Annotated in this window: 32 protein-coding genes and 1 pseudogene; 3 read left to right on the top strand and 30 right to left on the bottom strand. The window is 45.5% G+C overall.

Going from position 1 to position 19,086, the window contains the following annotated elements; genetic code table 11:
* The first annotated feature begins 173 nt into the window (after positions 1 to 173).
* Both NL643_RS06520 and NL643_RS06525 read left to right on the top strand, forming a co-directional pair.
* The gene (locus NL643_RS06520; RefSeq protein WP_253644117.1) at positions 174 to 794 is read left to right on the top strand and encodes an FKBP-type peptidyl-prolyl cis-trans isomerase; all 621 of its coding nucleotides are present in this window, start codon (positions 174 to 176) and stop codon (positions 792 to 794) included.
* A 153-nt stretch (positions 795 to 947) separates the two neighbouring features.
* Positions 948 to 1,427 (top strand): DUF2780 domain-containing protein, encoded by a 480-nt coding sequence (locus NL643_RS06525; protein WP_017820297.1) that lies wholly within the window; start codon positions 948 to 950, stop codon positions 1,425 to 1,427.
* A gap of 135 nt (positions 1,428 to 1,562) precedes the next feature.
* Here NL643_RS06525 and rplQ read toward each other — a convergent pair whose 3' ends face one another.
* From rplQ to rpmE, 30 genes and pseudogenes are all read right to left on the bottom strand, one after another.
* The gene (rplQ, locus tag NL643_RS06530; protein WP_005383141.1) at positions 1,563 to 1,943 is read right to left on the bottom strand and encodes a 50S ribosomal protein L17; all 381 of its coding nucleotides are present in this window, start codon (positions 1,941 to 1,943) and stop codon (positions 1,563 to 1,565) included.
* A 26-nt stretch (positions 1,944 to 1,969) separates the two neighbouring features.
* On the bottom strand, positions 1,970 to 2,962 hold the full coding sequence (gene rpoA / locus NL643_RS06535; protein ID WP_005383143.1) for a DNA-directed RNA polymerase subunit alpha: 993 nt from the start codon (positions 2,960 to 2,962) through the stop codon (positions 1,970 to 1,972).
* A gap of 24 nt (positions 2,963 to 2,986) precedes the next feature.
* A complete protein-coding gene (gene rpsD / locus NL643_RS06540) occupies positions 2,987 to 3,607 on the bottom strand; it encodes a 30S ribosomal protein S4 (RefSeq protein WP_005383146.1) in 621 nt (206 codons plus the stop codon).
* Between the two features lie 27 nt (positions 3,608 to 3,634).
* Positions 3,635 to 4,024, bottom strand: coding sequence for a 30S ribosomal protein S11 (gene rpsK / locus NL643_RS06545; RefSeq protein ID WP_001118870.1), 390 nt, complete (start codon positions 4,022 to 4,024; stop codon positions 3,635 to 3,637).
* Between the two features lie 18 nt (positions 4,025 to 4,042).
* Positions 4,043 to 4,399 (bottom strand): 30S ribosomal protein S13, encoded by a 357-nt coding sequence (rpsM, locus tag NL643_RS06550; protein ID WP_005383154.1) that lies wholly within the window; start codon positions 4,397 to 4,399, stop codon positions 4,043 to 4,045.
* A gap of 149 nt (positions 4,400 to 4,548) precedes the next feature.
* A complete protein-coding gene (rpmJ, locus tag NL643_RS06555; RefSeq protein ID WP_000868186.1) occupies positions 4,549 to 4,662 on the bottom strand; it encodes a 50S ribosomal protein L36 in 114 nt (37 codons plus the stop codon).
* A 38-nt stretch (positions 4,663 to 4,700) separates the two neighbouring features.
* Entirely contained in the window at positions 4,701 to 6,035 is a 1,335-nt protein-coding gene (gene secY, locus NL643_RS06560; protein ID WP_005379562.1) for a preprotein translocase subunit SecY, read from the bottom strand.
* 20 nt (positions 6,036 to 6,055) lie between these two features.
* The gene (gene rplO / locus NL643_RS06565) at positions 6,056 to 6,490 is read right to left on the bottom strand and encodes a 50S ribosomal protein L15 (RefSeq protein ID WP_005383155.1); all 435 of its coding nucleotides are present in this window, start codon (positions 6,488 to 6,490) and stop codon (positions 6,056 to 6,058) included.
* Positions 6,491 to 6,495: 5 nt separating this feature from the next.
* Positions 6,496 to 6,672 carry a 50S ribosomal protein L30 gene (gene rpmD / locus NL643_RS06570; protein ID WP_253644118.1) on the bottom strand — a complete coding sequence of 59 codons (177 nt, stop codon included), beginning with the start codon at positions 6,670 to 6,672 and terminating at the stop codon, positions 6,496 to 6,498.
* Between the two features lie 7 nt (positions 6,673 to 6,679).
* Entirely contained in the window at positions 6,680 to 7,183 is a 504-nt protein-coding gene (gene rpsE, locus NL643_RS06575; protein ID WP_004745894.1) for a 30S ribosomal protein S5, read from the bottom strand.
* A gap of 14 nt (positions 7,184 to 7,197) precedes the next feature.
* A complete protein-coding gene (gene rplR, locus NL643_RS06580) occupies positions 7,198 to 7,551 on the bottom strand; it encodes a 50S ribosomal protein L18 (RefSeq protein ID WP_005379568.1) in 354 nt (117 codons plus the stop codon).
* 9 nt (positions 7,552 to 7,560) lie between these two features.
* Entirely contained in the window at positions 7,561 to 8,094 is a 534-nt protein-coding gene (rplF, locus tag NL643_RS06585; protein WP_005379570.1) for a 50S ribosomal protein L6, read from the bottom strand.
* Positions 8,095 to 8,107: 13 nt separating this feature from the next.
* Positions 8,108 to 8,500: a 30S ribosomal protein S8 gene (gene rpsH / locus NL643_RS06590; protein WP_005379572.1), complete on the bottom strand. Its 393-nt coding sequence runs from the start codon at positions 8,498 to 8,500 to the stop codon at positions 8,108 to 8,110.
* A gap of 29 nt (positions 8,501 to 8,529) precedes the next feature.
* A complete protein-coding gene (rpsN, locus tag NL643_RS06595; protein WP_004410442.1) occupies positions 8,530 to 8,835 on the bottom strand; it encodes a 30S ribosomal protein S14 in 306 nt (101 codons plus the stop codon).
* 17 nt (positions 8,836 to 8,852) lie between these two features.
* A complete protein-coding gene (rplE, locus tag NL643_RS06600) occupies positions 8,853 to 9,392 on the bottom strand; it encodes a 50S ribosomal protein L5 (protein WP_005379573.1) in 540 nt (179 codons plus the stop codon).
* Between the two features lie 23 nt (positions 9,393 to 9,415).
* Positions 9,416 to 9,733: a 50S ribosomal protein L24 gene (gene rplX, locus NL643_RS06605; RefSeq protein WP_005379574.1), complete on the bottom strand. Its 318-nt coding sequence runs from the start codon at positions 9,731 to 9,733 to the stop codon at positions 9,416 to 9,418.
* A 13-nt stretch (positions 9,734 to 9,746) separates the two neighbouring features.
* Entirely contained in the window at positions 9,747 to 10,118 is a 372-nt protein-coding gene (gene rplN, locus NL643_RS06610) for a 50S ribosomal protein L14 (RefSeq protein ID WP_004410450.1), read from the bottom strand.
* 162 nt (positions 10,119 to 10,280) lie between these two features.
* Entirely contained in the window at positions 10,281 to 10,535 is a 255-nt protein-coding gene (gene rpsQ / locus NL643_RS06615) for a 30S ribosomal protein S17 (protein WP_005379575.1), read from the bottom strand.
* Complete coding sequence (gene rpmC / locus NL643_RS06620; RefSeq protein WP_005379576.1) at positions 10,535 to 10,726, bottom strand: 50S ribosomal protein L29; 192 nt, start codon at positions 10,724 to 10,726, stop codon at positions 10,535 to 10,537. The genes rpsQ and rpmC overlap by 1 nt, the downstream gene beginning before the upstream one ends.
* On the bottom strand, positions 10,726 to 11,136 hold the full coding sequence (gene rplP, locus NL643_RS06625) for a 50S ribosomal protein L16 (protein WP_005379577.1): 411 nt from the start codon (positions 11,134 to 11,136) through the stop codon (positions 10,726 to 10,728). The genes rpmC and rplP overlap by 1 nt, the downstream gene beginning before the upstream one ends.
* 11 nt (positions 11,137 to 11,147) lie before the next feature.
* Positions 11,148 to 11,846 (bottom strand): 30S ribosomal protein S3, encoded by a 699-nt coding sequence (gene rpsC / locus NL643_RS06630; RefSeq protein WP_005383161.1) that lies wholly within the window; start codon positions 11,844 to 11,846, stop codon positions 11,148 to 11,150.
* Between the two features lie 18 nt (positions 11,847 to 11,864).
* Positions 11,865 to 12,197, bottom strand: coding sequence for a 50S ribosomal protein L22 (rplV, locus tag NL643_RS06635; protein WP_005383164.1), 333 nt, complete (start codon positions 12,195 to 12,197; stop codon positions 11,865 to 11,867).
* A gap of 10 nt (positions 12,198 to 12,207) precedes the next feature.
* Positions 12,208 to 12,486, bottom strand: coding sequence for a 30S ribosomal protein S19 (rpsS, locus tag NL643_RS06640; protein WP_004394525.1), 279 nt, complete (start codon positions 12,484 to 12,486; stop codon positions 12,208 to 12,210).
* Between the two features lie 21 nt (positions 12,487 to 12,507).
* Positions 12,508 to 13,332, bottom strand: coding sequence for a 50S ribosomal protein L2 (gene rplB, locus NL643_RS06645; protein ID WP_253644119.1), 825 nt, complete (start codon positions 13,330 to 13,332; stop codon positions 12,508 to 12,510).
* Positions 13,333 to 13,347: 15 nt separating this feature from the next.
* Entirely contained in the window at positions 13,348 to 13,650 is a 303-nt protein-coding gene (gene rplW / locus NL643_RS06650; protein ID WP_004398471.1) for a 50S ribosomal protein L23, read from the bottom strand.
* Positions 13,647 to 14,249, bottom strand: coding sequence for a 50S ribosomal protein L4 (rplD, locus tag NL643_RS06655; protein WP_005379556.1), 603 nt, complete (start codon positions 14,247 to 14,249; stop codon positions 13,647 to 13,649). The genes rplW and rplD overlap by 4 nt, the downstream gene beginning before the upstream one ends.
* Positions 14,250 to 14,266: 17 nt before the next feature.
* On the bottom strand, positions 14,267 to 14,896 hold the full coding sequence (gene rplC / locus NL643_RS06660) for a 50S ribosomal protein L3 (protein ID WP_005379555.1): 630 nt from the start codon (positions 14,894 to 14,896) through the stop codon (positions 14,267 to 14,269).
* 14 nt (positions 14,897 to 14,910) lie between these two features.
* Positions 14,911 to 15,222, bottom strand: a complete 312-nt coding sequence (rpsJ, locus tag NL643_RS06665; RefSeq protein ID WP_004410492.1) for a 30S ribosomal protein S10 — start codon at positions 15,220 to 15,222, stop codon at positions 14,911 to 14,913.
* A 461-nt stretch (positions 15,223 to 15,683) separates the two neighbouring features.
* Positions 15,684 to 15,845 (bottom strand): annotated as a pseudogene (locus tag NL643_RS06670) (transposase); the annotation flags it as partial.
* 190 nt (positions 15,846 to 16,035) lie between these two features.
* Positions 16,036 to 16,257 (bottom strand): 50S ribosomal protein L31, encoded by a 222-nt coding sequence (gene rpmE / locus NL643_RS06675; RefSeq protein ID WP_005379546.1) that lies wholly within the window; start codon positions 16,255 to 16,257, stop codon positions 16,036 to 16,038.
* 295 nt (positions 16,258 to 16,552) lie between these two features.
* On the opposite strand from rpmE, the gene priA reads away from it, so the two are divergent.
* Positions 16,553 to 18,757 (top strand): primosomal protein N', encoded by a 2,205-nt coding sequence (priA, locus tag NL643_RS06680; RefSeq protein ID WP_253644120.1) that lies wholly within the window; start codon positions 16,553 to 16,555, stop codon positions 18,755 to 18,757.
* The last annotated feature ends 329 nt before the right edge of the window (positions 18,758 to 19,086 follow it).

A 19,086-nucleotide genomic window follows, 5' to 3' on the forward strand; every position in this document is an offset into this window, starting at 1 on the left:
TGTTTTTCACCAAACTAAAATGGAATTGGGATTAAATTAGCAGAAATTTCACTTGGAGTAAGAGATAAGTCACAACCTGGCCGCCTCAATTAAGCATTCAGTCGCAATCATTTAAACCTAAGCTCGAAACTGATATCCTGTTACCTTTATCACTCCTAATAAGAGCGACATTCATGTCTGAAATTAAATTTGAAACTGCAGAACAAAAAGCAAGCTACGGCATTGGTCTGCAAATGGGTCAGCAACTTGCAGGCTCTGGTCTTGAAGGTCTTAGCGTTGATGCTATCGCAGCGGGTATTGCAACAGCACTAACTGGTGACATGCCATCAATCGAAATTGATGAAATCAACAAAGCACTACAAGAACTTCACACTCGTGCAGAAACAGCTCGCCAAGAAGCAGCAAAAATTGCGGCAGCAGAAGGCGAAGCGTTCCTAAAAGACAACGCTCTACGACCTGAAGTTAACGTTCTAGACTCTGGTCTTCAGTACGAAATCATTTCTGAAGGTACTGGTGCAGTTCCTACATCAGAAAGCTCAGTTCGCGTTCACTACCACGGTGAGCTAACTGACGGTACTGTATTCGATAGCTCTGTATCTCGCGGTCAACCTGCTGAATTCCCTGTTACAGGTGTAATCAAAGGTTGGGTAGAGGCACTACAACTAATGCCTGTTGGCTCTAAGTGGAAGCTATACGTACCACAAGATCTTGCGTACGGTGAGCGTGGCGCTGGTGCGGCTATCCCTCCATTTGCAGCTTTAGTTTTCGAAGTAGAACTATTAGATATTATCTAATTGAAACCATTTTCAATTATGATTAAATAAAACGGCGCACTAGCGCCGTTTTTTTGTCTAAACTGAATAGACTTTCTCACCTCTGAACCTTTCACTCTGATAGCCTTTAAAAATAAAATCACTTTTAAAAAACGCTCAACCTTTGGAGGTACTATGCGTAAAACACTCCTAACTCTAGCACTCCTATCAATCAACATTGGTAGTGCGCACGCATTCTTAGATTCAGTCACTCAAAAAAGTAAAGAAAGTGGCCTGATGGACATGGTCGGCAGCAGCTTGAACACCGAGTCATCTCCATTAACAGACATGCTAACTAGCCAATTACCAGTATCCACTGAGCAAGCAGCCGGAGGCAGTGGTGCGCTACTCGCTTTGGCTCAAAGCCAGCTTTCGCAAGAAAATAGTAGTGAATTACAGTCTTTGATTCCTGGACTTTCAAACTTGCAAGGAGCACAAAGCTTACTAGGAAATATTGAGAATATCAGTGCAGTCAAAAGTGCATTCGATACGTTAGGTTTAGACCCATCTATGATCAGTCAGTTTGCTCCAGTCATCTTGGATTACTTGAACAAGCAAGGCGCTAGCGAAGGGCTTCTAAGTTCGTTGGGCGGATTGTGGAATACTAGTAAATAAGCGTAAGTGATAATCACTTTTTAAATTGCCAGTCTGCATGGGTTGAAATAAATGCAGGCTGGATATAAAGGTTTACTGAATTACAGATACAAAAAAGCCGAGCTAATGCTCGGCTTTCTCGTTCTTACGAACTGATTACTCAGCAGCTTCTTCAGCAGCTGGGCGATCTACAAGCTCAATGTAAGCCATTGGAGCTTTATCACCAGCACGGAAGCCAGCTTTTAGGATACGAGTGTAACCGCCCTGACGAGCAGCAAAACGTGGACCTAGTTCGTTAAATAGTTTTGCAACTACTTCGTTGTCACGAGTACGTGCAAATGCTAGACGACGGTTAGCAACACTGTCAGTCTTAGCTAGTGTAATCAAAGGCTCAACTACGCGACGTAGCTCTTTTGCTTTTGGCAAAGTAGTCTTGATAACTTCATGACGTACTAGAGAGCTAGCCATGTTGCTGAACATCGCTTTGCGATGTGAGCTGTTGCGGTTGAGTTGACGACCACTCTTACGATGGCGCATGACCTAATCCTTCTAACTAGTATCGATTAATCTTCAGCGATTGATGCAGGTGGCCAGTTTTCTAGGCGCATGCCCAGAGACAGACCACGTGACGCAAGTACGTCTTTAATCTCAGTAAGAGATTTTTTACCAAGGTTAGGCGTTTTAAGTAGCTCAACCTCAGTACGTTGTACTAGATCACCGATGTAGTGAATCGCTTCTGCTTTCAGACAGTTAGCAGAGCGAACTGTTAGTTCAAGATCGTCTACAGGACGCAGTAGGATCGGATCGAATTCTGGCTTCTCTTCCTTCTCCTCAGGAACTCGTACATCACGAAGATCTACGAATGCATCCAATTGTTCAGCTAGGATAGTAGCTGCACGACGGATTGCTTCCTCAGGTTCTAGAGTACCGTTTGTTTCCATATCGATAACAAGCTTGTCTAGATCAGTACGCTGTTCTACACGAGCTGCTTCTACAGCGTAGGCAATTTTGTCTACTGGGCTGTAAGTAGCATCTACTAGTAGGCGACCGATAGGACGCTCGTCTTCTTCGTTATGGATACGCGCAGAAGCTGGAACATAACCACGACCACGTTCAACTTTGATACGCATTGCGATCTCAGCGTTGTCATCCGTTAGGTGACAAATTACGTGTTCAGGGTTAGCGATCTCTACATCACCATCATGGGTGATGTCACCTGCAACCACAGGGCCCGAGCCTGATTTGTTCAAAGTAATGAACACTTCATCTTTGCCTTCGGCAACGCGCACAGCCAAACCTTTAAGGTTTAGAAGAATTTCAAGAATATCTTCTTGAACGCCTTCTTTCGTGCTGTACTCATGAAGTACGCCTTCGATTTCTACTTCTGTTACAGCACAACCTGGCATAGAAGATAGAAGGATGCGGCGAAGTGCATTACCCAGAGTATGACCAAAGCCACGCTCTAATGGCTCAAGAGTTACTTTTGCGTGAGTCGAGCTGATTTGTTCGATGTCAACTAGACGTGGCTTAAGAAATTCTGTTACAGAACCCTGCATTGTGTCCTCTCTTTAGTTTAAACCTTACTTAGAGTAAAGCTCGACGATCAATTGTTCGTTGATGTCAGCTGATAGATCAGAACGCTCAGGCATACGCTTGAATGTACCTTCCATCTTGCCACCATCTACTTCAATCCAAGTTGGTTTTTCACGTTGTTCAGCAACTTCTAGAGCTGCTTTGATACGAGCTTGCTGTTTAGCTTTCTCGCGAATAGAAACAACGTCATTAGCCGCTACTTTGAAAGAAGGAACGTTTACAACTTTACCGTTTACTAGGATAGCTTTGTGGCTAACTAGCTGACGTGCTTCTGCGCGAGTTGCGCCAAAGCCCATGCGGTAAACTACGTTATCAAGACGACCTTCAAGAAGCTGAAGTAGGTTTTCACCAGTGTTGCCTTTTAGGCGAGCAGCTTCTTTGTAGTAGTTACGGAATTGTTTTTCTAAAACGCCGTACATACGACGTACTTTTTGCTTCTCACGAAGCTGAACGCCATACTCAGATAGACGACCGCGACGAGCGCCGTGTACACCTGGTGCGTTATCAATTTTACACTTGGTATCGATCGCGCGAACACCAGACTTAAGGAATAAGTCAGTGCCTTCACGACGGCTAAGCTTCAGCTTAGGACCCAAATATCTTGCCATGATTCTTCTCCAATTGTCCTAGAAACGTTATACGCGACGTTTCTTAGGTGGACGACAACCGTTATGAGGGATTGGTGTAGCATCAACGATGTTTGTGATGCGGAAACCAGCGGCGTTTAGTGCACGAACAGTAGATTCGCGACCTGGACCAGGACCCTTAACCATAACTTCCAAGTTCTTTAGGCCGTATTCTTTAGCCATTTCAGCACAACGCTCAGCAGCAACCTGTGCAGCGAACGGAGTAGACTTACGAGAACCACGGAAACCAGAACCACCTGCAGTAGCCCATGCAAGAGCGTTACCTTGACGGTCAGTAATGGTTACGATTGTGTTATTGAAAGAAGCATGGATGTGCGCAACGCCATCTGCAACTTGCTTGCGTACGCGCTTACGAGCGCGAGTTGGTTGTTTAGCCATTGTACTCTACCTTCCCGATTATTTCTTGATCGGCTTACGCGGACCCTTACGGGTGCGAGCGTTGGTTTTAGTACGCTGTCCACGTAGTGGTAGACTGCGACGATGACGAAGACCACGGTAACAGCCAAGGTCCATAAGACGCTTGATGTTCATAGATACTTCACGACGTAGATCACCTTCTACAGTGTACTTAGCTACACCATCACGCAGTTGATCGATCTGCTCTTCAGTTAGTTCACTGATCTTAACATTTTCAGCAATGCCCACTTCAGCTAGGATAGCTTGAGAGCGAGTTTTACCGATGCCGTAGATCGCTGTTAGAGCGATTACTGCATGTTTCTGATCAGGAATGTTAATGCCTGCTATACGGGCCATTATTCACTCCTAAGTGTTTCTATAAAAGAATTAGCCGCAGCAAAGCCCGTTATGGATACGCTGCGGAATACTACTTCTTTTGCACGCAAAAGGTAGGCCGAGGAATATACTCGACCCAACCTTCATTTTCAAGTAAAAATTTCTGCTAATTAGCCTTGGCGCTGTTTGTGCTTTGGCTCACTGCAAATCACGCGAACGACACCGTTACGCTTGATTACTTTACAGTTACGGCAGATTTTTTTAACGGAAGCACGAACTTTCATTGCTAAACTCCGTAAATGAAACTGAGTCTACCGCCGGATTAACGGCCGTAGCCTTTCAGATTCGCTTTCTTCAACACAGAATCATACTGTTGAGACATCAGATGAGTCTGTACCTGTGCCATAAAGTCCATAATTACAACAACTACGATTAGTAGCGATGTACCGCCGAAGTAGAAACGTACGTTCCACGCGACCATCATGAACTCGGGAATCAGACAGATAAAGGTAATGTACAGTGCACCAGCAAGGGTTAGACGTGTCATTACTTTATCAATGTATTTCGCTGTCTGCTCACCTGGGCGGATACCGGGTACGAATGCACCAGACTTCTTCAAGTTATCTGCTGTTTCACGTGGGTTGAAAACCAACGCCGTGTAGAAGAAACAGAAGAAGATAATTGCTGCTGCATAAAGCATTACATACAACGGTTGACCTGGGCTAAGAGCCAAAGACACGTCAGTTAACCAACCGAACGCGCTGCTCTCACCGTTTTGACCAAACCACTGAGCCAATGTTCCTGGGAACAAGATAATACTTGATGCAAAAATCGCTGGAATTACACCTGCCATGTTAATTTTAAGAGGCAAGTGCGAGCTTTGCGCAGCAAATACTTTACGACCTTGTTGACGTTTCGCATAGTTAACGACGATTCGGCGTTGACCACGTTCCATGAAAACAACGAAGTAAATTACTGCAAAAGCTAATACCGCGATTAGCAACAGAAGAAGTACATGCAATTCACCTTGACGCGCTTGCTCGATTGTTTGACCGATTGCAGAAGGCAATCCAGCAACAATACCTGCAAAAATTAGTATCGAAATACCATTACCAATTCCGCGCTCTGTAATTTGTTCACCTAACCACATCAAGAACATGGTACCGGTTACTAAACTTACGGTAGCAATTAGCGTAAACATGGTTTGGTTGATAACAACCAGATTGTCGACCATGTTTGGTAGGCCAGTTGCAATACCTATAGCTTGGAAGGTTGCAAGTACAAGCGTGCCGTAGCGTGTGTATTGGCTTATCTTACGACGGCCTGCTTCACCCTCTTTTTTGAGTTCAGCTAACGCTGGATGAACTACAGTTAGCAATTGGACAACAATAGATGCCGAAATATACGGCATGATGCCCAATGCTAATATAGATGCACGCTCAAGAGCACCACCGGAGAACATGTTAAACATTTCAACGATGGTACCTTTTTGCTGTTCGAACAAATCGGCAAGTACAGCAGCGTCAATACCAGGAATCGGCACAAAAGAGCCGGCTCGGAATACTAAAAGTGCACCAATTACGAATAACAAGCGCGACTTTAGTTCACTTAAGCCGCTCTGAGCACTACGAAAATCTTGTCCTGGTTTCTTAGCCATCTGTACCTCGTTCCTCGAGATTATTCCTCGATTTTACCGCCTGCAGCTTCGATTGCAGCTTTAGCGCCTTTAGTCACACGTAGACCTTTAACAGTCACTGCTTTGTTGATTTCACCAGAAAGAACAACTTTTACAAATTCGATGTTCTTAGTGATGATGTTAGCAGCTTTAAGACTGTTTAGATCAACTACGTCACCAGAAACTTTCGCTAGCTCAGCTAGACGAACTTCAGCAGACACTAGGCTCTTACGAGAAGTGAAACCGAATTTTGGTAGACGTTGTTTCAGAGGCATCTGACCGCCTTCGAAACCTGGACGAACACTGCCGCCAGAACGTGATTTTTGACCTTTGTGACCACGGCCACCAGTTTTACCTAGGCCTGAACCGATACCACGACCTACTCGCTTCGCAGAAGTTTTCGCGCCAGCAGCCGGTGCTAGAGTATTCAAACGCATTCTGATTACTCCTCAACTTTAACCATGTAGTAAACCTTGTTGATCATACCGCGAATACACGGAGTATCTTCAAGTTCTACTGTGTGGTTCATTTTACGAAGACCTAGACCGCGCAAAGTAGCTTTGTGCTTTGGCAGACGACCAATTGAGCTTTTAGTTTGAGTTACTTTAATAGTTGCCATGGTGTTCTTACTCCGAAATAGATTCAACAGTTAGACCACGTTTAGCAGCAACCATTTCTGGTGACTTCATGCTACCTAGTGCATCGATCGTTGCACGAACGATGTTGATAGGGTTCGTAGAACCGTACGCTTTAGATAGTACGTTGTGTACACCAGCAACTTCTAGTACTGCACGCATCGCACCACCTGCGATAACACCAGTACCTTCTGCAGCAGGCTGCATGTAAACTTTAGAGCCCGAATGGCGACCTTTCACTGGGTGGTGAAGAGTGCCTTCGTTTAGAGCGATCGTAGTCATGTTACGACGCGCTTTTTCCATTGCTTTTTGAATCGCTGCAGGTACTTCACGAGCTTTGCCGTAACCGAAACCTACACGACCGTTACCGTCACCAACTACTGTTAGTGCAGTGAAGCTCATGATTCGACCACCTTTAACCGTTTTAGAAACACGGTTAACTGCGATTAGCTTTTCTTGCAAATCATTCGCTTGAACTTGTTGTTCTTTAGCCATCTTCCAACCCTACCTTAGAATTTCAGACCAGCTTCGCGAGCAGATTCTGCTAGCGCCGCTACTCGACCGTGGTATTGGAAACCAGAACGATCAAATGCAACTGCAGTTACGCCCTTCTCTAGAGCGCGCTCAGCAATAGCTTTACCCACTGCTTTAGCTGCATCAACGTTACCAGTGTATTTCACTTGCTCACGGATCGCTTTTTCTACAGTAGAAGCTGCTGCGATAACCTCAGAGCCGTTAGCCGCGATAACCTGTGCGTACACGTGACGAGGAGTACGGTGTACAACTAGGCGAGTCGCACCCAGTTCTGCAATCTTACGACGTGCACGTGTAGCACGACGGATGCGAGATGCTTTCTTATCCATAGTGTTACCTTACTTCTTCTTAGCTTCTTTAGTACGCACATTTTCATCTGCGTAACGAACACCTTTGCCTTTGTATGGCTCAGGCTCACGGTAAGAACGAATGTCAGCCGCAACTTGACCAACTAGCTGCTTGTCAGCACCAGTGATCACGATTTCAGTTTGGCTTGGACATTCAGCTTTAATACCCGCTGGCAACTCGTGCTCAACTGGGTGTGAGAAGCCTAGTGTTAGACCTACAGCGTTGCCTTTGATAGCAGCACGGTAACCTACACCTTTAAGAGTTAGCTTCTTAGTAAAGCCTTCAGTAACACCAACAACCATGTTGTTAACTAGAGCGCGAGCAGTACCTGCTTGAGCCCATGCGTTAGCAACACCTTCTTTAGGACCGAAAGTCAGGTTATTTTCTTCCTGAGCGATTACAACTGCGTTGTTAAGAACGCGAGTTAGTTCGCCTTTCGCACCTTTTACAGTGATTTCTTGGCCGTTTAGTTTCACCTCTACGCCAGCTGGAATAGCGACAGGTGCTTTTGCAACACGAGACATAGTCTACTCCTTATTAAGCTACGTAAGCGATGATTTCACCACCAAGACCTGCTTTACGTGCAGCGCGGTCTGACATAAGACCCTTGGAAGTAGAAACGATAGCAATACCAAGACCACCCATTACAGAAGGAAGTTCATCTTTCTTCTTGTAAACACGTAGACCTGGACGAGAAACACGTTTAAGTTGCTCGATTACTGGTTTAGCTTGGAAGTACTTAAGTGTAACTTCTAGCTCAGGTTTTGCTTCGCCTTCAACAGCGAAGTCAACGATGTAACCTTCAGCTTTTAGTAGTGCAGCAATTGCAACTTTAAGCTTTGAAGAAGGCATTTTTACAGCAACTTTGTTTGCTGCCTGACCGTTACGAACGCGGGTCAGCATATCCGAAATCGGATCTTGCATGCTCATATGATTTACTCCAAATGATTAAGTGGCAATTACCAGCTAGCCTTACGAAGACCCGGAATCTCGCCTTTCATGCAAGCTTCACGAACCTTAATACGGCTTAGACCGAACTTACGTAGGTAACCGTGTGGACGACCAGTTTGGTTGCAACGGTTGCGCTGACGTGATGCACTTGAATCACGTGGAAGAGATTGCAGTGTAAGAACCGCGTTCCAACGATCTTCTTCAGATGCGTTTACATCGCTGATGATAGCTTTTAGCGCTGCACGCTTTTCAGCGAACTTAGCTACTAGCTTCGCACGTTTTGCTTCACGTGCTTTCATTGAATTTTTAGCCATAACAGTAACCCTTCACCTTACTTACGGAATGGGAAGTTAAAGGCAGCCAGCAGAGCACGGCCTTCCTCATCAGTACCAGCAGACGTCGTAATAGTGATGTCTAGACCGCGTACTCGATCAACTTTATCAAAGTCGATTTCCGGGAAGATGATTTGCTCGCGAACGCCCATGCTGTAGTTACCGCGACCGTCAAAAGACTTAGCGCTAACACCACGGAAGTCACGTACACGTGGAAGAGCGATGTTAATTAAACGCTCAAGAAAATCCCACATACGTTCGCCACGCAAGGTTACTTTACAACCGATAGGGTAGCCTTCACGGATTTTGAAACCTGCAACAGATTTGCGCGCTTTTGTGATAAGTGGCTTTTGACCAGAGATCGTTGCCATATCAGACGCTGCATTTTCTAGCAGTTTCTTATCGTTGATTGCTTCACCAACACCCATGTTTAGGGTGATTTTCTCGATTCTAGGGACTTGCATGACGCTTGTGTAACCGAACTGTTTGGTCAGTTCAGCGACTACAGACGACTTGTAGTAATCATGCAGTTTCGCCATAGTAGAACTCCAAATTACTTCTATTAGTTAGAAACGGTTTCGCCGTTAGACTTGAAGAAACGAACTTTTTTGCCGTCTTCAAAACGGAAACCGATACGGTCAGCTTTACCAGTAGCTGCGTTAAAGATAGCCACGTTAGAAACGTCGATAGCTGCTTCTTGCTCTACGATACCGCCTTGGATACCCATAGCTGGAACAGGTTTCTGATGTTTCTTAACTAGGTTGATACCTTCAACGATAACTTTACCAGTTGCTAGAACCTTAGTTACTTTACCTTTCTTGCCTTTGTCTTTACCAGCAAGAACGATTACTTCGTCATTACGACGGATTTTAGCTGCCATTTCTACGTGCTCCTTACAGAACTTCTGGAGCCAGTGAAACGATCTTCATGAACTTATCGCCACGAAGTTCGCGTGTCACAGGACCAAAGATACGTGTACCGATTGGTTGCTCAGTATTGTCGTTTAGCAATACGCAAGCATTTCGGTCGAAGCGAATGACAGAACCGTCAGGACGACGTACGCCTTTACGGGTGCGCACTACCACCGCCTTCAGAACATCACCTTTTTTAACTTTACCGCGAGGGATTGCTTCCTTCACAGTAACTTTGATGACGTCACCGATATGTGCATAACGGCGGTGAGAGCCACCCAGAACCTTAATACACATTACGCTGCGTGCGCCTGAGTTATCAGCTGCGTCCAGCATACTTTGCATTTGGATCATGTTAGTGCTCCGCTAAATATTAATAACTAGACCCATCACGGGTCGGGCTGCCTCTTTAAAAGGGACGCGAATTGTACCACCCTTTTTTGTGATTGGGTAGTCAAAAAATAAACGGCTCCAAAAATATTTTGGAGCCGCTTTAGTTTCATAGAATTAACGAGATTAAATCTTCGCCTTTTCTAGAACTTTTACCAAAGTCCAAGACTTAGTCTTAGACAGTGGACGACACTCTGCGATTTCAACTGTGTCGCCTAGGCCACACTCGTTGTTCTCGTCATGTGCGTGTACTTTAGTCGTACGTTTTACGTATTTACCGTAGATTGGGTGTTTTACGAAACGTTCGATAGCAACAGTGATAGACTTGTCCATCTTGTCGCTAACAACACGACCTTGTTGAGTACGTTTTACTTCGCTCATTATGCGCCTGCCTTCTCAGTCAAAACAGTTTTCACACGTGCGATATCACGGCGTACAGCTTTCAGAGTATGAGTTTGCTGTAGTTGACCAGTCGCAGCTTGCATGCGCAAGTTGAACTGTTCGCGTAGCAAATTCATTAGCTCAGCGTTAAGCTCTTCAACGCTTTTCTCGCGTAGATCTTGTGCTTTCATCACATCACCTGCTTAGTTACAAATGTAGTTTTGAAAGGCAGTTTACGTGCCGCAAGACGGAACGCTTCACGTGCCAATTCTTCAGGTACACCACCCATTTCGTACATAACCTTACCAGGTTGGATTTGGGCTACCCAGTACTCAACGTTACCTTTACCCTTACCTTGACGAACTTCAAGTGGTTTTTCTGTGATTGGTTTGTCTGGGAACACACGGATCCAGATTTTACCTTGACGCTTAACGTGACGTGTCATTGCACGACGTGCCGCTTCGATTTGACGAGCAGTTAGACGACCACGGCCAACAGCTTTAAGACCGAATTCGCCGAAGCTTACATCAGTACCTTTAGCTAGACCACGGTTACGACCAGTCTGAACCTTACGGAACTTAGTACGTTTAGGTTGTAGCATCTGTCGACTCCTTACTTACGGCCTTTACGCTGCTTCTTAGGCTTGTCGCCTTTAGGCTCTACAGCGTTAGCTGCTGGCATACCACCTAGGATTTCACCTTTGAAGATCCAAGTTTTAATGCCGATCACACCGTATTGAGTGTGAGCCGAAGAAGTTGCGTAATCAATGTCAGCACGTAGAGTGTGTAGAGGCACACGGCCTTCACGGTACCACTCTGAACGTGCGATTTCAGCGCCGCCTAGACGACCGCTTACTTCCACTTTGATACCTTTAGCGCCTAGGCGCATTGCGTTTTGTACTGCGCGCTTCATAGCACGACGGAACATAACACGACGCTCTAGCTGAGACGCGATGCTGTCACCAACAAGTTGCGCATCTAGTTCAGGCTTACGTACTTCAGCGATGTTAATTTGCGCTGGTACACCTGCAATTTTAGCTACAGCTGCGCGTAGCTTCTCAACGTCTTCACCTTTCTTACCGATAACAACGCCTGGACGAGCAGTGTGAATAGTCACACGGATGCTCTTAGCAGGACGCTCGATAACGATACGTGATAGAGACGCTTTTTTCAGTTCACTTGTAAGGAACTGACGTACCTTGAAGTCGCCGTCTAGGTTGTCAGCGAAATCTTTGGTGTTAGCAAACCATGTAGCATTCCAAGGCTTAACGATGCCTAGACGAATACCATTTGGATGTACTTTTTGACCCATTGCTTACTCTCCTAGTCTCTAGCGATCTGCTACAACAACAGTGATGTGGCTTGAACGCTTCAAGATACGATCCGCACGACCTTTAGCACGAGGCATAATACGCTTCATGGTTGGGCCTTCATCTACAAAGATTTTTGCGACATTCAGATCGTCAATATCTGCACCTTCGTTGTGCTCCGCGTTAGCGATAGCAGACTCTAGAACTTTCTTAACTAGTGCAGCAGCTTTTTTGTTGCTGAACGTTAGGATTTCTAGAGCTTGGTCAACAGATTTACCACGGATTAGATCCGCAACTAAGCGAGCTTTCTGAGGCGAAATGCGAGCAAAGTTATGTTTAGCAATTGCTTCCATTATCTACTCCTTAGCGCTTCTTAGCTTTCTTATCCGCAGCGTGACCGCGGTAAGTGCGTGTTGGTGCGAATTCACCCAGTTTGTGACCGATCATTTCATCAGTTACAAATACTGGTACGTGCTGACGACCATTATGGACAGCGATGGTCAAACCGATCATCGTAGGGATGATCATTGAACGACGGGACCAAGTCTTAATAGGCTTTTTGTCTCCGCTTTCCACCGCTTTCTCTACCTTCTTCAGCAAGTGTAGGTCAATAAAAGGACCTTTCTTGAGAGAACGTGGCATGGCGATTCCTCTTTATATAGATTACTTGTTACGACGACGTACGATGTACTTGTCAGTGCGTTTGTTCTTACGAGTCTTGAAGCCTTTAGTAGGCATACCCCAAGGAGATACTGGGTGACGACCACCAGAAGTACGGCCTTCACCACCACCATGTGGGTGGTCAATCGGGTTCATTACAACACCACGAACCGTTGGACGGATACCGCGATGACGTGATGCACCTGCTTTACCAAGTTCACGTAGCATGTGCTCAGAGTTACCAACTTCACCGATTGTTGCACGGCCTTCAGAAAGAACTTTGCGCATCTCGCCAGAACGTAGACGGATAGTTACGTACGCACCGTCGCGAGCAACGATTTGAGCGTAAGCACCAGCCGAACGAGCTAGCTGACCACCTTTACTAGGCTTAAGTTCAACGTTATGTACTGTTGAACCTACTGGGATATTACGCATTGGTAGAGTGTTACCAGCTTTGATTGGTGCATCAACACCAGACTGAATAACATCACCAGCTACAACACCTTTAGGTGCTAGGATGTAGCGACGCTCACCGTCTTTGTAAAGAACTAGAGCAATGTTTGCGCTACGGTTTGGATCGTATTCAAGACGCTCAACTGTCGCTGGAATACCATCTTTAGTACGTTTGAAGTCAACTACACGGTAGTGGTGCTTGTGACCACCGCCGATGTGACGTACTGTGATACGACCCTTGTTGTTACGACCACCGTTCTTAGAGTTTTTCTCTAGAAGAGGTGCGTATGGCTTGCCCTTGTGTAGGTCAGCGTTAACAACTTTAACAACGTGACGACGACCAGGGGAAGTCGGCTTACATTTAACAATAGCCATTTTTAACTACTCCTGTTATTCCGCGCCGCCAACGAAGTCAAGATCTTGACCTTCTTTCAAAGTAACGTACGCTTTCTTAACGTCGCTGCGGCGACCTTGGCGTAGACCTTGACGTTTGGTCTTACCCTTAGTGATAAGAGTATTTACAGACTTAACTTCAACTTCAAATAGCTTTTCTACAGCTGCTTTGATCTCTTTTTTAGTCGCATCTTTAGCTACTTTGAAAACGATAGTGTTAGCTTTCTCAGCTGCCATAGTTGCTTTTTCAGAGATGTGCGGTGCACGTAGAACTTTTAGGATACGCTCTTCAGTGATCATGCTAGCATTTCCTCTACTTGCTTAACTGCTTCTGCAGTCATTACAACTTTGTCAAACGCGATTAGAGATACTGGATCGATACCAGCAACATCACGTGCGTCAACTTTGTATAGGTTACGAGCAGCTAGGAATAGATTCTCATCTACTTCGCTAGTCACGATTAGAGCGTCAGTTAGCTCAAGCTCTTTAAGCTTAGCAACTAGCTCTTTAGTCTTTGGTGCTTCAACTGAGAAGTTATCAACAACGATTAGACGCTCTTGACGAACAAGCTCAGAAAGAATGCTCTTCATAGCACCACGGTACATTTTTTTGTTTACTTTTTGGCTGTGATCTTGTGGTTTCGCAGCAAAAGTAACACCACCTGTACGCCAGATTGGGCTACGGATTGTACCAGCACGCGCACGGCCAGTACCTTTTTGACGCCATGGCTTAGCGCCACCGCCAGAAACTTCTGAACGTGTTTTTTGAGCACGAGTACCTTGACGAGCACCTGCTGCGTACGCAACAACTACTTGGTGTACAAGAGCTTCGTTAAACTCACGTCCGAAAGTAGTTTCGGAAACAGTTAGTGCATCGGCACCTTTAACCATTAGTTCCATTACTTACTCCTGAGACGTTATGCTTTAACAGCTGGTTTAACGATCACGTTGCCGCCAGTTGCGCCTGGGACTGCACCTTTAATAAGAAGCAGGTTGCGCTCAGCGTCAACACGTACGATCTCTAGGTTTTGAGTCGTTACACGCTCAGCACCCATGTGACCTGCCATTTTCTTGCCTTTAAATACGCGACCTGGAGTCTGACATTGACCGATAGAACCAGGAGCACGGTGAGACAATGAGTTACCGTGAGTCATATCTTGAGTACGGAAGTTCCAACGCTTAACAGCGCCTTGGAAACCTTTACCCTTAGATGTACCAGTAACGTCTACTTTCTTAGTTTCGTTGAATAGTTCAACAGTTAGTTCTGAACCAACTTCGAACTCTTCGCCGTTTTCTAAACGGAATTCCCAAAGACCGCGACCAGCTTCAACGCCAGCTTTAGCAAAGTGACCTGCTTCAGCTTTGTTTACACGGTTAGCTTTCTTAGAACCAGCTGTAACCTGGATTGCTGCGTAGCCGTCAGTTTCAAGAGTTTTCACTTGAGAAACACGGTTAGCTTCAACCTCAACAACTGTTACTGGGATAGAAACGCCTTCTTCAGTAAATACGCGGGTCATGCCCACTTTACGACCGATTAGACCAATCATACTTCTAATCTCCCTTAACCTAGGCTAATTTGAACGTCAACGCCCGCAGCAAGGTCTAGACGCATTAGAGCATCAACAGTCTTGTCTGTTGGCTCAACGATGTCGATTAGACGCTTGTGAGTACGGATTTCGTACTGGTCACGTGCTTTCTTGTTAACGTGTGGAGAGATAAGAACTGTGAAACGCTCTTTACGAGTTGGCAGTGGGATTGGACCACGAACCTGTGCGCCAGTGCGCTTAGCTGTTTCAACGATTTCCGCTGTAGAAGCATCGATTAGTTTGTAATCGAAAGCTTTTAGGCGGATACGGATACGTTGGTTCTGCATGAGACAGAGCTCCAAATTTAATAAATTACACAAACAATATCGCCACTCAAACTCGTCAAGACGAGAGAATGCCGATTGATTTATGTGAAACCGTAGCATCCAAGATTAGGACGCATTGTCAGTTAATTTTCGATTAACTATCCCTATATGCCAAAGTCACCTTTGAGGATAGTTTTTCCGAAGAAAAGATAGCTAATTGTATTAACCGCGAACATAAGCTGAGTATACATTACCTCACAAATCCTTAGATTTGCTCGCTCCTCACTGCTCATTGGTTCACAACTGGCTTAACCAGTGCGCTGCATTATACAGATCACACTTTAGGTTGCAAGCACTGAGTGAAAAATAATCGGGAATATTTCAAACCCTATACATCCCTCTTCGCTTGGTAACCATTAAAGTAAATTACCACCTTCTAAAGAAGGTGGCTTTGTGTGAGCCCCCTAAAAGGGGGCCTTTGTTTAGTCCAGCGCCAATTGCTGCTGCTCTACTCGCTCTTGCTTCTCTTGATGTCTTACATATCGGCGTATTATTTCTTCATTGATTCCAACACTATCGACAAAATAGCCTCTTTGCCAAAAGTGATTACCCCAAAGCCTGTTCTTCCTAAGGTGAGGAAACTTGATTGTATCTACTCATGTTATTTGTCCTCTTTGACTTCTGGAAAAATCAAAGATGCATTTAGCATGAGTAGATTTACAGGCAAAGCCGAGGCGGATGATAACCACCTACTGAAGTAGGTGGTTTAGGGCTGAAAACAAAAAGGACGCCGAAGCGTCCTTTTCTAAACTGTAATCGTAATAGCGGCTGCTATTATTTCTTACCGCTTGATAGTGCACCGAAACGCTTGTTGAAGCGATCAACACGGCCGCCTGTATCAACGATACGTTGCTTACCAGTGTAGAATGGGTGACACTTGTCACATACGTCTAGGTGGATAGACTCTTTACCTAGAGTAGAGTTGAACTCAAAAGAGTTGCCGCAAGAACAAGTCGCTTTTACTGCTTTGTATTCTGGGTGGATACCAGCTTTCATGGGATAACCTCAATAGTAGGCCGTGTCGCTATACGAATCTAAGCCGCACACCACACGCAATTAATAATAAAATGGGATACCGCATCAACTAATTGCCGAAGCCATATCTCAAGGCGCGATATAGTAAAGAATCACATTGCTCGGATCAACACATTTGACAACTTTTTCGCCACTTTTTTAGCCAGACTAATCATAGAGGCACGATTCACGCTGAATCATATTGCTTTACTCGAATTTCCATACCGATTTTAATAGACTCTCATTTCCTTTCCCTCTTTTTAATAGCTAAAAATTTATGCGCCCAACCATTGCTAGAGTGGCATTACCCGTTCCGCTCGACAAACAATTTGATTACGCCATTCCGGGGCACCTGTTTCCGATCATTGGCGGGCGCGTATCCGTACCTTTTGGACGTCAAACGTTAGTTGGCATCGTCACCGCAATGGTAAACCACTCCGACTTTCCTAAAGATCAGCTTAAGCCAATCAAAGCGGTATTAGACTCCCAACCGATATGGCCAGAGACGCTTTATTCTCTGCTAAATTGGTGCAGCCAGTTCTACCAATACCCACTTGGAGATACGCTACACAATGCGATGCCAGCAGCTCTACGTAAAGGAAAGCCTGCAGATTTTGCGACGCTACAAGAGTGGCAAATTACCGAATCCGGTAAAGACAAGCTGATGCAAGGGCTTGATCGTCGGGCCGTGAAGCAACAAAAAGTTCTGCAAATCCTGGTAGACGGAGCCGTACCGCACCAAGAATTTGTAGAGCAAGAGATCGCCTCAACAGTGCTGAAATCGGTCGAAGAGAAAGGTTGGATTGAGCGAATTGAGAAAATGCCAACGATTTCAAACTGGCCTCAGCAAGTCGAAAACGACGTCGACAAACCCAAACTTAACCATGAGCAGGCGTTAGCCATCGCCAGCGTCAATAGCCAAAGTGGTTTTGCCTGCTATTTATTAGAGGGCGTAACAGGTTCTGGTAAGACCGAGGTTTACCTCAATCTGATCAAGCCAGTGTTGGAAAAAGGACGACAAGCGTTAGTTCTGGTGCCAGAGATAGGCCTGACACCACAAACTATCAACCGCTTTAAGCACCGCTTTAACGTGCCGGTTGATGTTATCCACTCAGGATTGAATGATACCGAACGTTTAAACGCTTGGTTATCGGCTCGTGATAAAGCGGCTGGAATTATCATCGGGACACGCTCCGCCCTACTGACGCCATTTGCCGATCTCGGCATTATTATTGTCGACGAAGAACACGACTCTTCATATAAACAACAAGACAGTTTGCGCTACCACGCTCGTGATGTTGCTGTAATGCGTGCGCACAAAGAGCAAGTGCCTATTGTGTTGGGTTCTGCGACTCCGGCTCTTGAAACGCTGCACAATGCGTTGACGGGTAAATATCATCACCTGACACTAACTCAGCGTGCAGGCTCAGCGGTGCCGACCACCAATAAAGTACTCGACGTAAAAGGTCAGTATTTAGAAAGTGGATTGTCTGCGCCACTGATTGCCGAAATGCGTAAACACCTAAAAGCGGGCAATCAGGTGATGCTGTTTCTTAACCGCCGAGGTTTCTCCCCAGCCCTAATGTGTCATGAATGTGGCTGGATAGCCGAGTGTAAGCGCTGTGATGCCTACTACACCTTTCATCAATACAGTAACGAAATACGCTGCCATCATTGCGGATCTCAGCAACCTGTAATTCATCAGTGTCAGGGATGTGGTTCCACTCAGTTAGTAACAGTCGGTGTCGGCACAGAGCAGTTAGAGCATCAATTGATGCAACTCTTCCCAGAATACAAAGCCATTCGTATCGACAGAGACAGCACCCGCCGCAAGGGCAGCTTAGAAGATGCCCTTGAATCGATTCGTAAAGGTGAGTTCCAGATTTTAATTGGTACCCAGATGCTTGCTAAAGGACACCACTTCCCCAACGTAACGCTGGTTGCCTTGTTGGATGTGGATGGCTCTTTATACAGCAGTGATTTCCGGGCATCTGAACGCCTCGCGCAGCTTTTTATTCAGGTTGCGGGGCGGGCTGGTCGTGCGAGTAAGCCTGGAGAAGTAATTTTGCAGACTCACCACCCCGAGCACAGTTTGTTACAAGCACTGCTGCAAAAAGATTACCGCCACTTTGCCATGACCGCATTAGAGGAGCGGAAATTAGCGCAACTGCCTCCCTACAGTTACCTGACTCTATTTAAAGCAGAGGCAAACCAAAGTGAGGTAGTCGAAGACTTCCTGCGCCAAGTTCGTTTTACGCTGGAGTCTCACCCACTGTTTGACGACACTTGTATGGTACTTGGCCCGACCCCCTCACCTTTGGCTAAACGGGCGGGCAAATATCGCTGGCAACTCTTGCTGCAAACCCAACACCGGTCATTAATGCAAAAGTTATTAACCAGTGCCAAACCTGCTATTGAGTTGTTACCTAATGCCAAGAAAGTACGTTGGAATTTAGACATAGAACCACAGGATCTCAGCTAGCAAACGTTTAGCTATGTAATGAATTACCTTTTAATGTGATACATATCACGTTGTCATTGTGGATTTTGTTAAACAGACCGTAACTTTCGCTATAGAAATGAATAGACTATCCCAATTAGTAAAGTCTTAAGTGCTTTGCAGAAAAAGACTTTAAATGAACACCATAGCGATTCCCCAAATTTGAAGTGTTGTTCTGGTAATAAAGACGTACTTTACTCGGCAAATAAACACCAGAAATGTGATGGTAAAGTGCGAATTTATCTGTACTCAATAACAGTAATTTCACTACAGGGAATAACGTCACCTTGGCGAACAATTTGAGAGGTTAA

The sequence above is a fragment of the Vibrio sp. Y42_MX_L11 genome (assembly GCF_024181785.1).
Lineage (GTDB): Bacteria > Pseudomonadota > Gammaproteobacteria > Enterobacterales > Vibrionaceae > Vibrio > Vibrio diabolicus.

Excerpts from the sequence above, each read along its gene's own strand:
- NL643_RS06520 (WP_253644117.1), top strand. The coding sequence starts at position 174 with ATGTCTGAAATTAAATTTGAAACTGCAGAACAAAAAGCAAGCTACGGC.
- NL643_RS06525 (WP_017820297.1), top strand. The coding sequence starts at position 948 with ATGCGTAAAACACTCCTAACTCTAGCACTCCTATCAATCAACATTGGT.
- rplQ (WP_005383141.1), bottom strand. The coding sequence starts at position 1,943 with ATGCGCCATCGTAAGAGTGGTCGTCAACTCAACCGCAACAGCTCACAT.
- rpoA (WP_005383143.1), bottom strand. The coding sequence starts at position 2,962 with ATGCAGGGTTCTGTAACAGAATTTCTTAAGCCACGTCTAGTTGACATC.
- rpsD (WP_005383146.1), bottom strand. The coding sequence starts at position 3,607 with ATGGCAAGATATTTGGGTCCTAAGCTGAAGCTTAGCCGTCGTGAAGGC.
- rpsK (WP_001118870.1), bottom strand. The coding sequence starts at position 4,024 with ATGGCTAAACAACCAACTCGCGCTCGTAAGCGCGTACGCAAGCAAGTT.
- rpsM (WP_005383154.1), bottom strand. The coding sequence starts at position 4,399 with ATGGCCCGTATAGCAGGCATTAACATTCCTGATCAGAAACATGCAGTA.
- rpmJ (WP_000868186.1), bottom strand. The coding sequence starts at position 4,662 with ATGAAAGTTCGTGCTTCCGTTAAAAAAATCTGCCGTAACTGTAAAGTA.
- secY (WP_005379562.1), bottom strand. The coding sequence starts at position 6,035 with ATGGCTAAGAAACCAGGACAAGATTTTCGTAGTGCTCAGAGCGGCTTA.
- rplO (WP_005383155.1), bottom strand. The coding sequence starts at position 6,490 with ATGCGTTTGAATACTCTAGCACCGGCTGCTGGCGCGAAAACTTCTGCG.
- rpmD (WP_253644118.1), bottom strand. The coding sequence starts at position 6,672 with ATGGCAACTATTAAAGTAACTCAAACTAAAAGCTCAATTGGTCGTCTG.
- rpsE (WP_004745894.1), bottom strand. The coding sequence starts at position 7,183 with ATGGCTAAAGAACAACAAGTTCAAGCGAATGATTTGCAAGAAAAGCTA.
- rplR (WP_005379568.1), bottom strand. The coding sequence starts at position 7,551 with ATGGATAAGAAAGCATCTCGCATCCGTCGTGCTACACGTGCACGTCGT.
- rplF (WP_005379570.1), bottom strand. The coding sequence starts at position 8,094 with ATGTCTCGTGTTGCAAAAGCACCTGTCGCTATTCCAGCTGGCGTAGAG.
- rpsH (WP_005379572.1), bottom strand. The coding sequence starts at position 8,500 with ATGAGCATGCAAGATCCGATTTCGGATATGCTGACCCGCGTTCGTAAC.
- rpsN (WP_004410442.1), bottom strand. The coding sequence starts at position 8,835 with ATGGCTAAAAATTCAATGAAAGCACGTGAAGCAAAACGTGCGAAGCTA.
- rplE (WP_005379573.1), bottom strand. The coding sequence starts at position 9,392 with ATGGCGAAACTGCATGATTACTACAAGTCGTCTGTAGTCGCTGAACTG.
- rplX (WP_005379574.1), bottom strand. The coding sequence starts at position 9,733 with ATGGCAGCTAAAATCCGTCGTAATGACGAAGTAATCGTTCTTGCTGGT.
- rplN (WP_004410450.1), bottom strand. The coding sequence starts at position 10,118 with ATGATCCAAATGCAAAGTATGCTGGACGCAGCTGATAACTCAGGCGCA.
- rpsQ (WP_005379575.1), bottom strand. The coding sequence starts at position 10,535 with ATGAGCGAAGTAAAACGTACTCAACAAGGTCGTGTTGTTAGCGACAAG.
- rpmC (WP_005379576.1), bottom strand. The coding sequence starts at position 10,726 with ATGAAAGCACAAGATCTACGCGAGAAAAGCGTTGAAGAGCTTAACGCT.
- rplP (WP_005379577.1), bottom strand. The coding sequence starts at position 11,136 with ATGCTACAACCTAAACGTACTAAGTTCCGTAAGGTTCAGACTGGTCGT.
- rpsC (WP_005383161.1), bottom strand. The coding sequence starts at position 11,846 with ATGGGTCAAAAAGTACATCCAAATGGTATTCGTCTAGGCATCGTTAAG.
- rplV (WP_005383164.1), bottom strand. The coding sequence starts at position 12,197 with ATGGAAGCAATTGCTAAACATAACTTTGCTCGCATTTCGCCTCAGAAA.
- rpsS (WP_004394525.1), bottom strand. The coding sequence starts at position 12,486 with ATGCCACGTTCTCTCAAGAAAGGTCCTTTTATTGACCTACACTTGCTG.
- rplB (WP_253644119.1), bottom strand. The coding sequence starts at position 13,332 with ATGGCTATTGTTAAATGTAAGCCGACTTCCCCTGGTCGTCGTCACGTT.
- rplW (WP_004398471.1), bottom strand. The coding sequence starts at position 13,650 with ATGATCACTGAAGAGCGTATCCTAAAAGTTCTACGTGCACCGCACATC.
- rplD (WP_005379556.1), bottom strand. The coding sequence starts at position 14,249 with ATGGAACTAATGGTTAAAGGTGCCGATGCACTAACTGTTTCCGAAACT.
- rplC (WP_005379555.1), bottom strand. The coding sequence starts at position 14,896 with ATGATTGGTCTAATCGGTCGTAAAGTGGGCATGACCCGCGTATTTACT.
- rpsJ (WP_004410492.1), bottom strand. The coding sequence starts at position 15,222 with ATGCAGAACCAACGTATCCGTATCCGCCTAAAAGCTTTCGATTACAAA.
- rpmE (WP_005379546.1), bottom strand. The coding sequence starts at position 16,257 with ATGAAAGCTGGTATCCACCCAGAATACAAAGCAGTAAAAGCGACTTGT.
- priA (WP_253644120.1), top strand. The coding sequence starts at position 16,553 with ATGCGCCCAACCATTGCTAGAGTGGCATTACCCGTTCCGCTCGACAAA.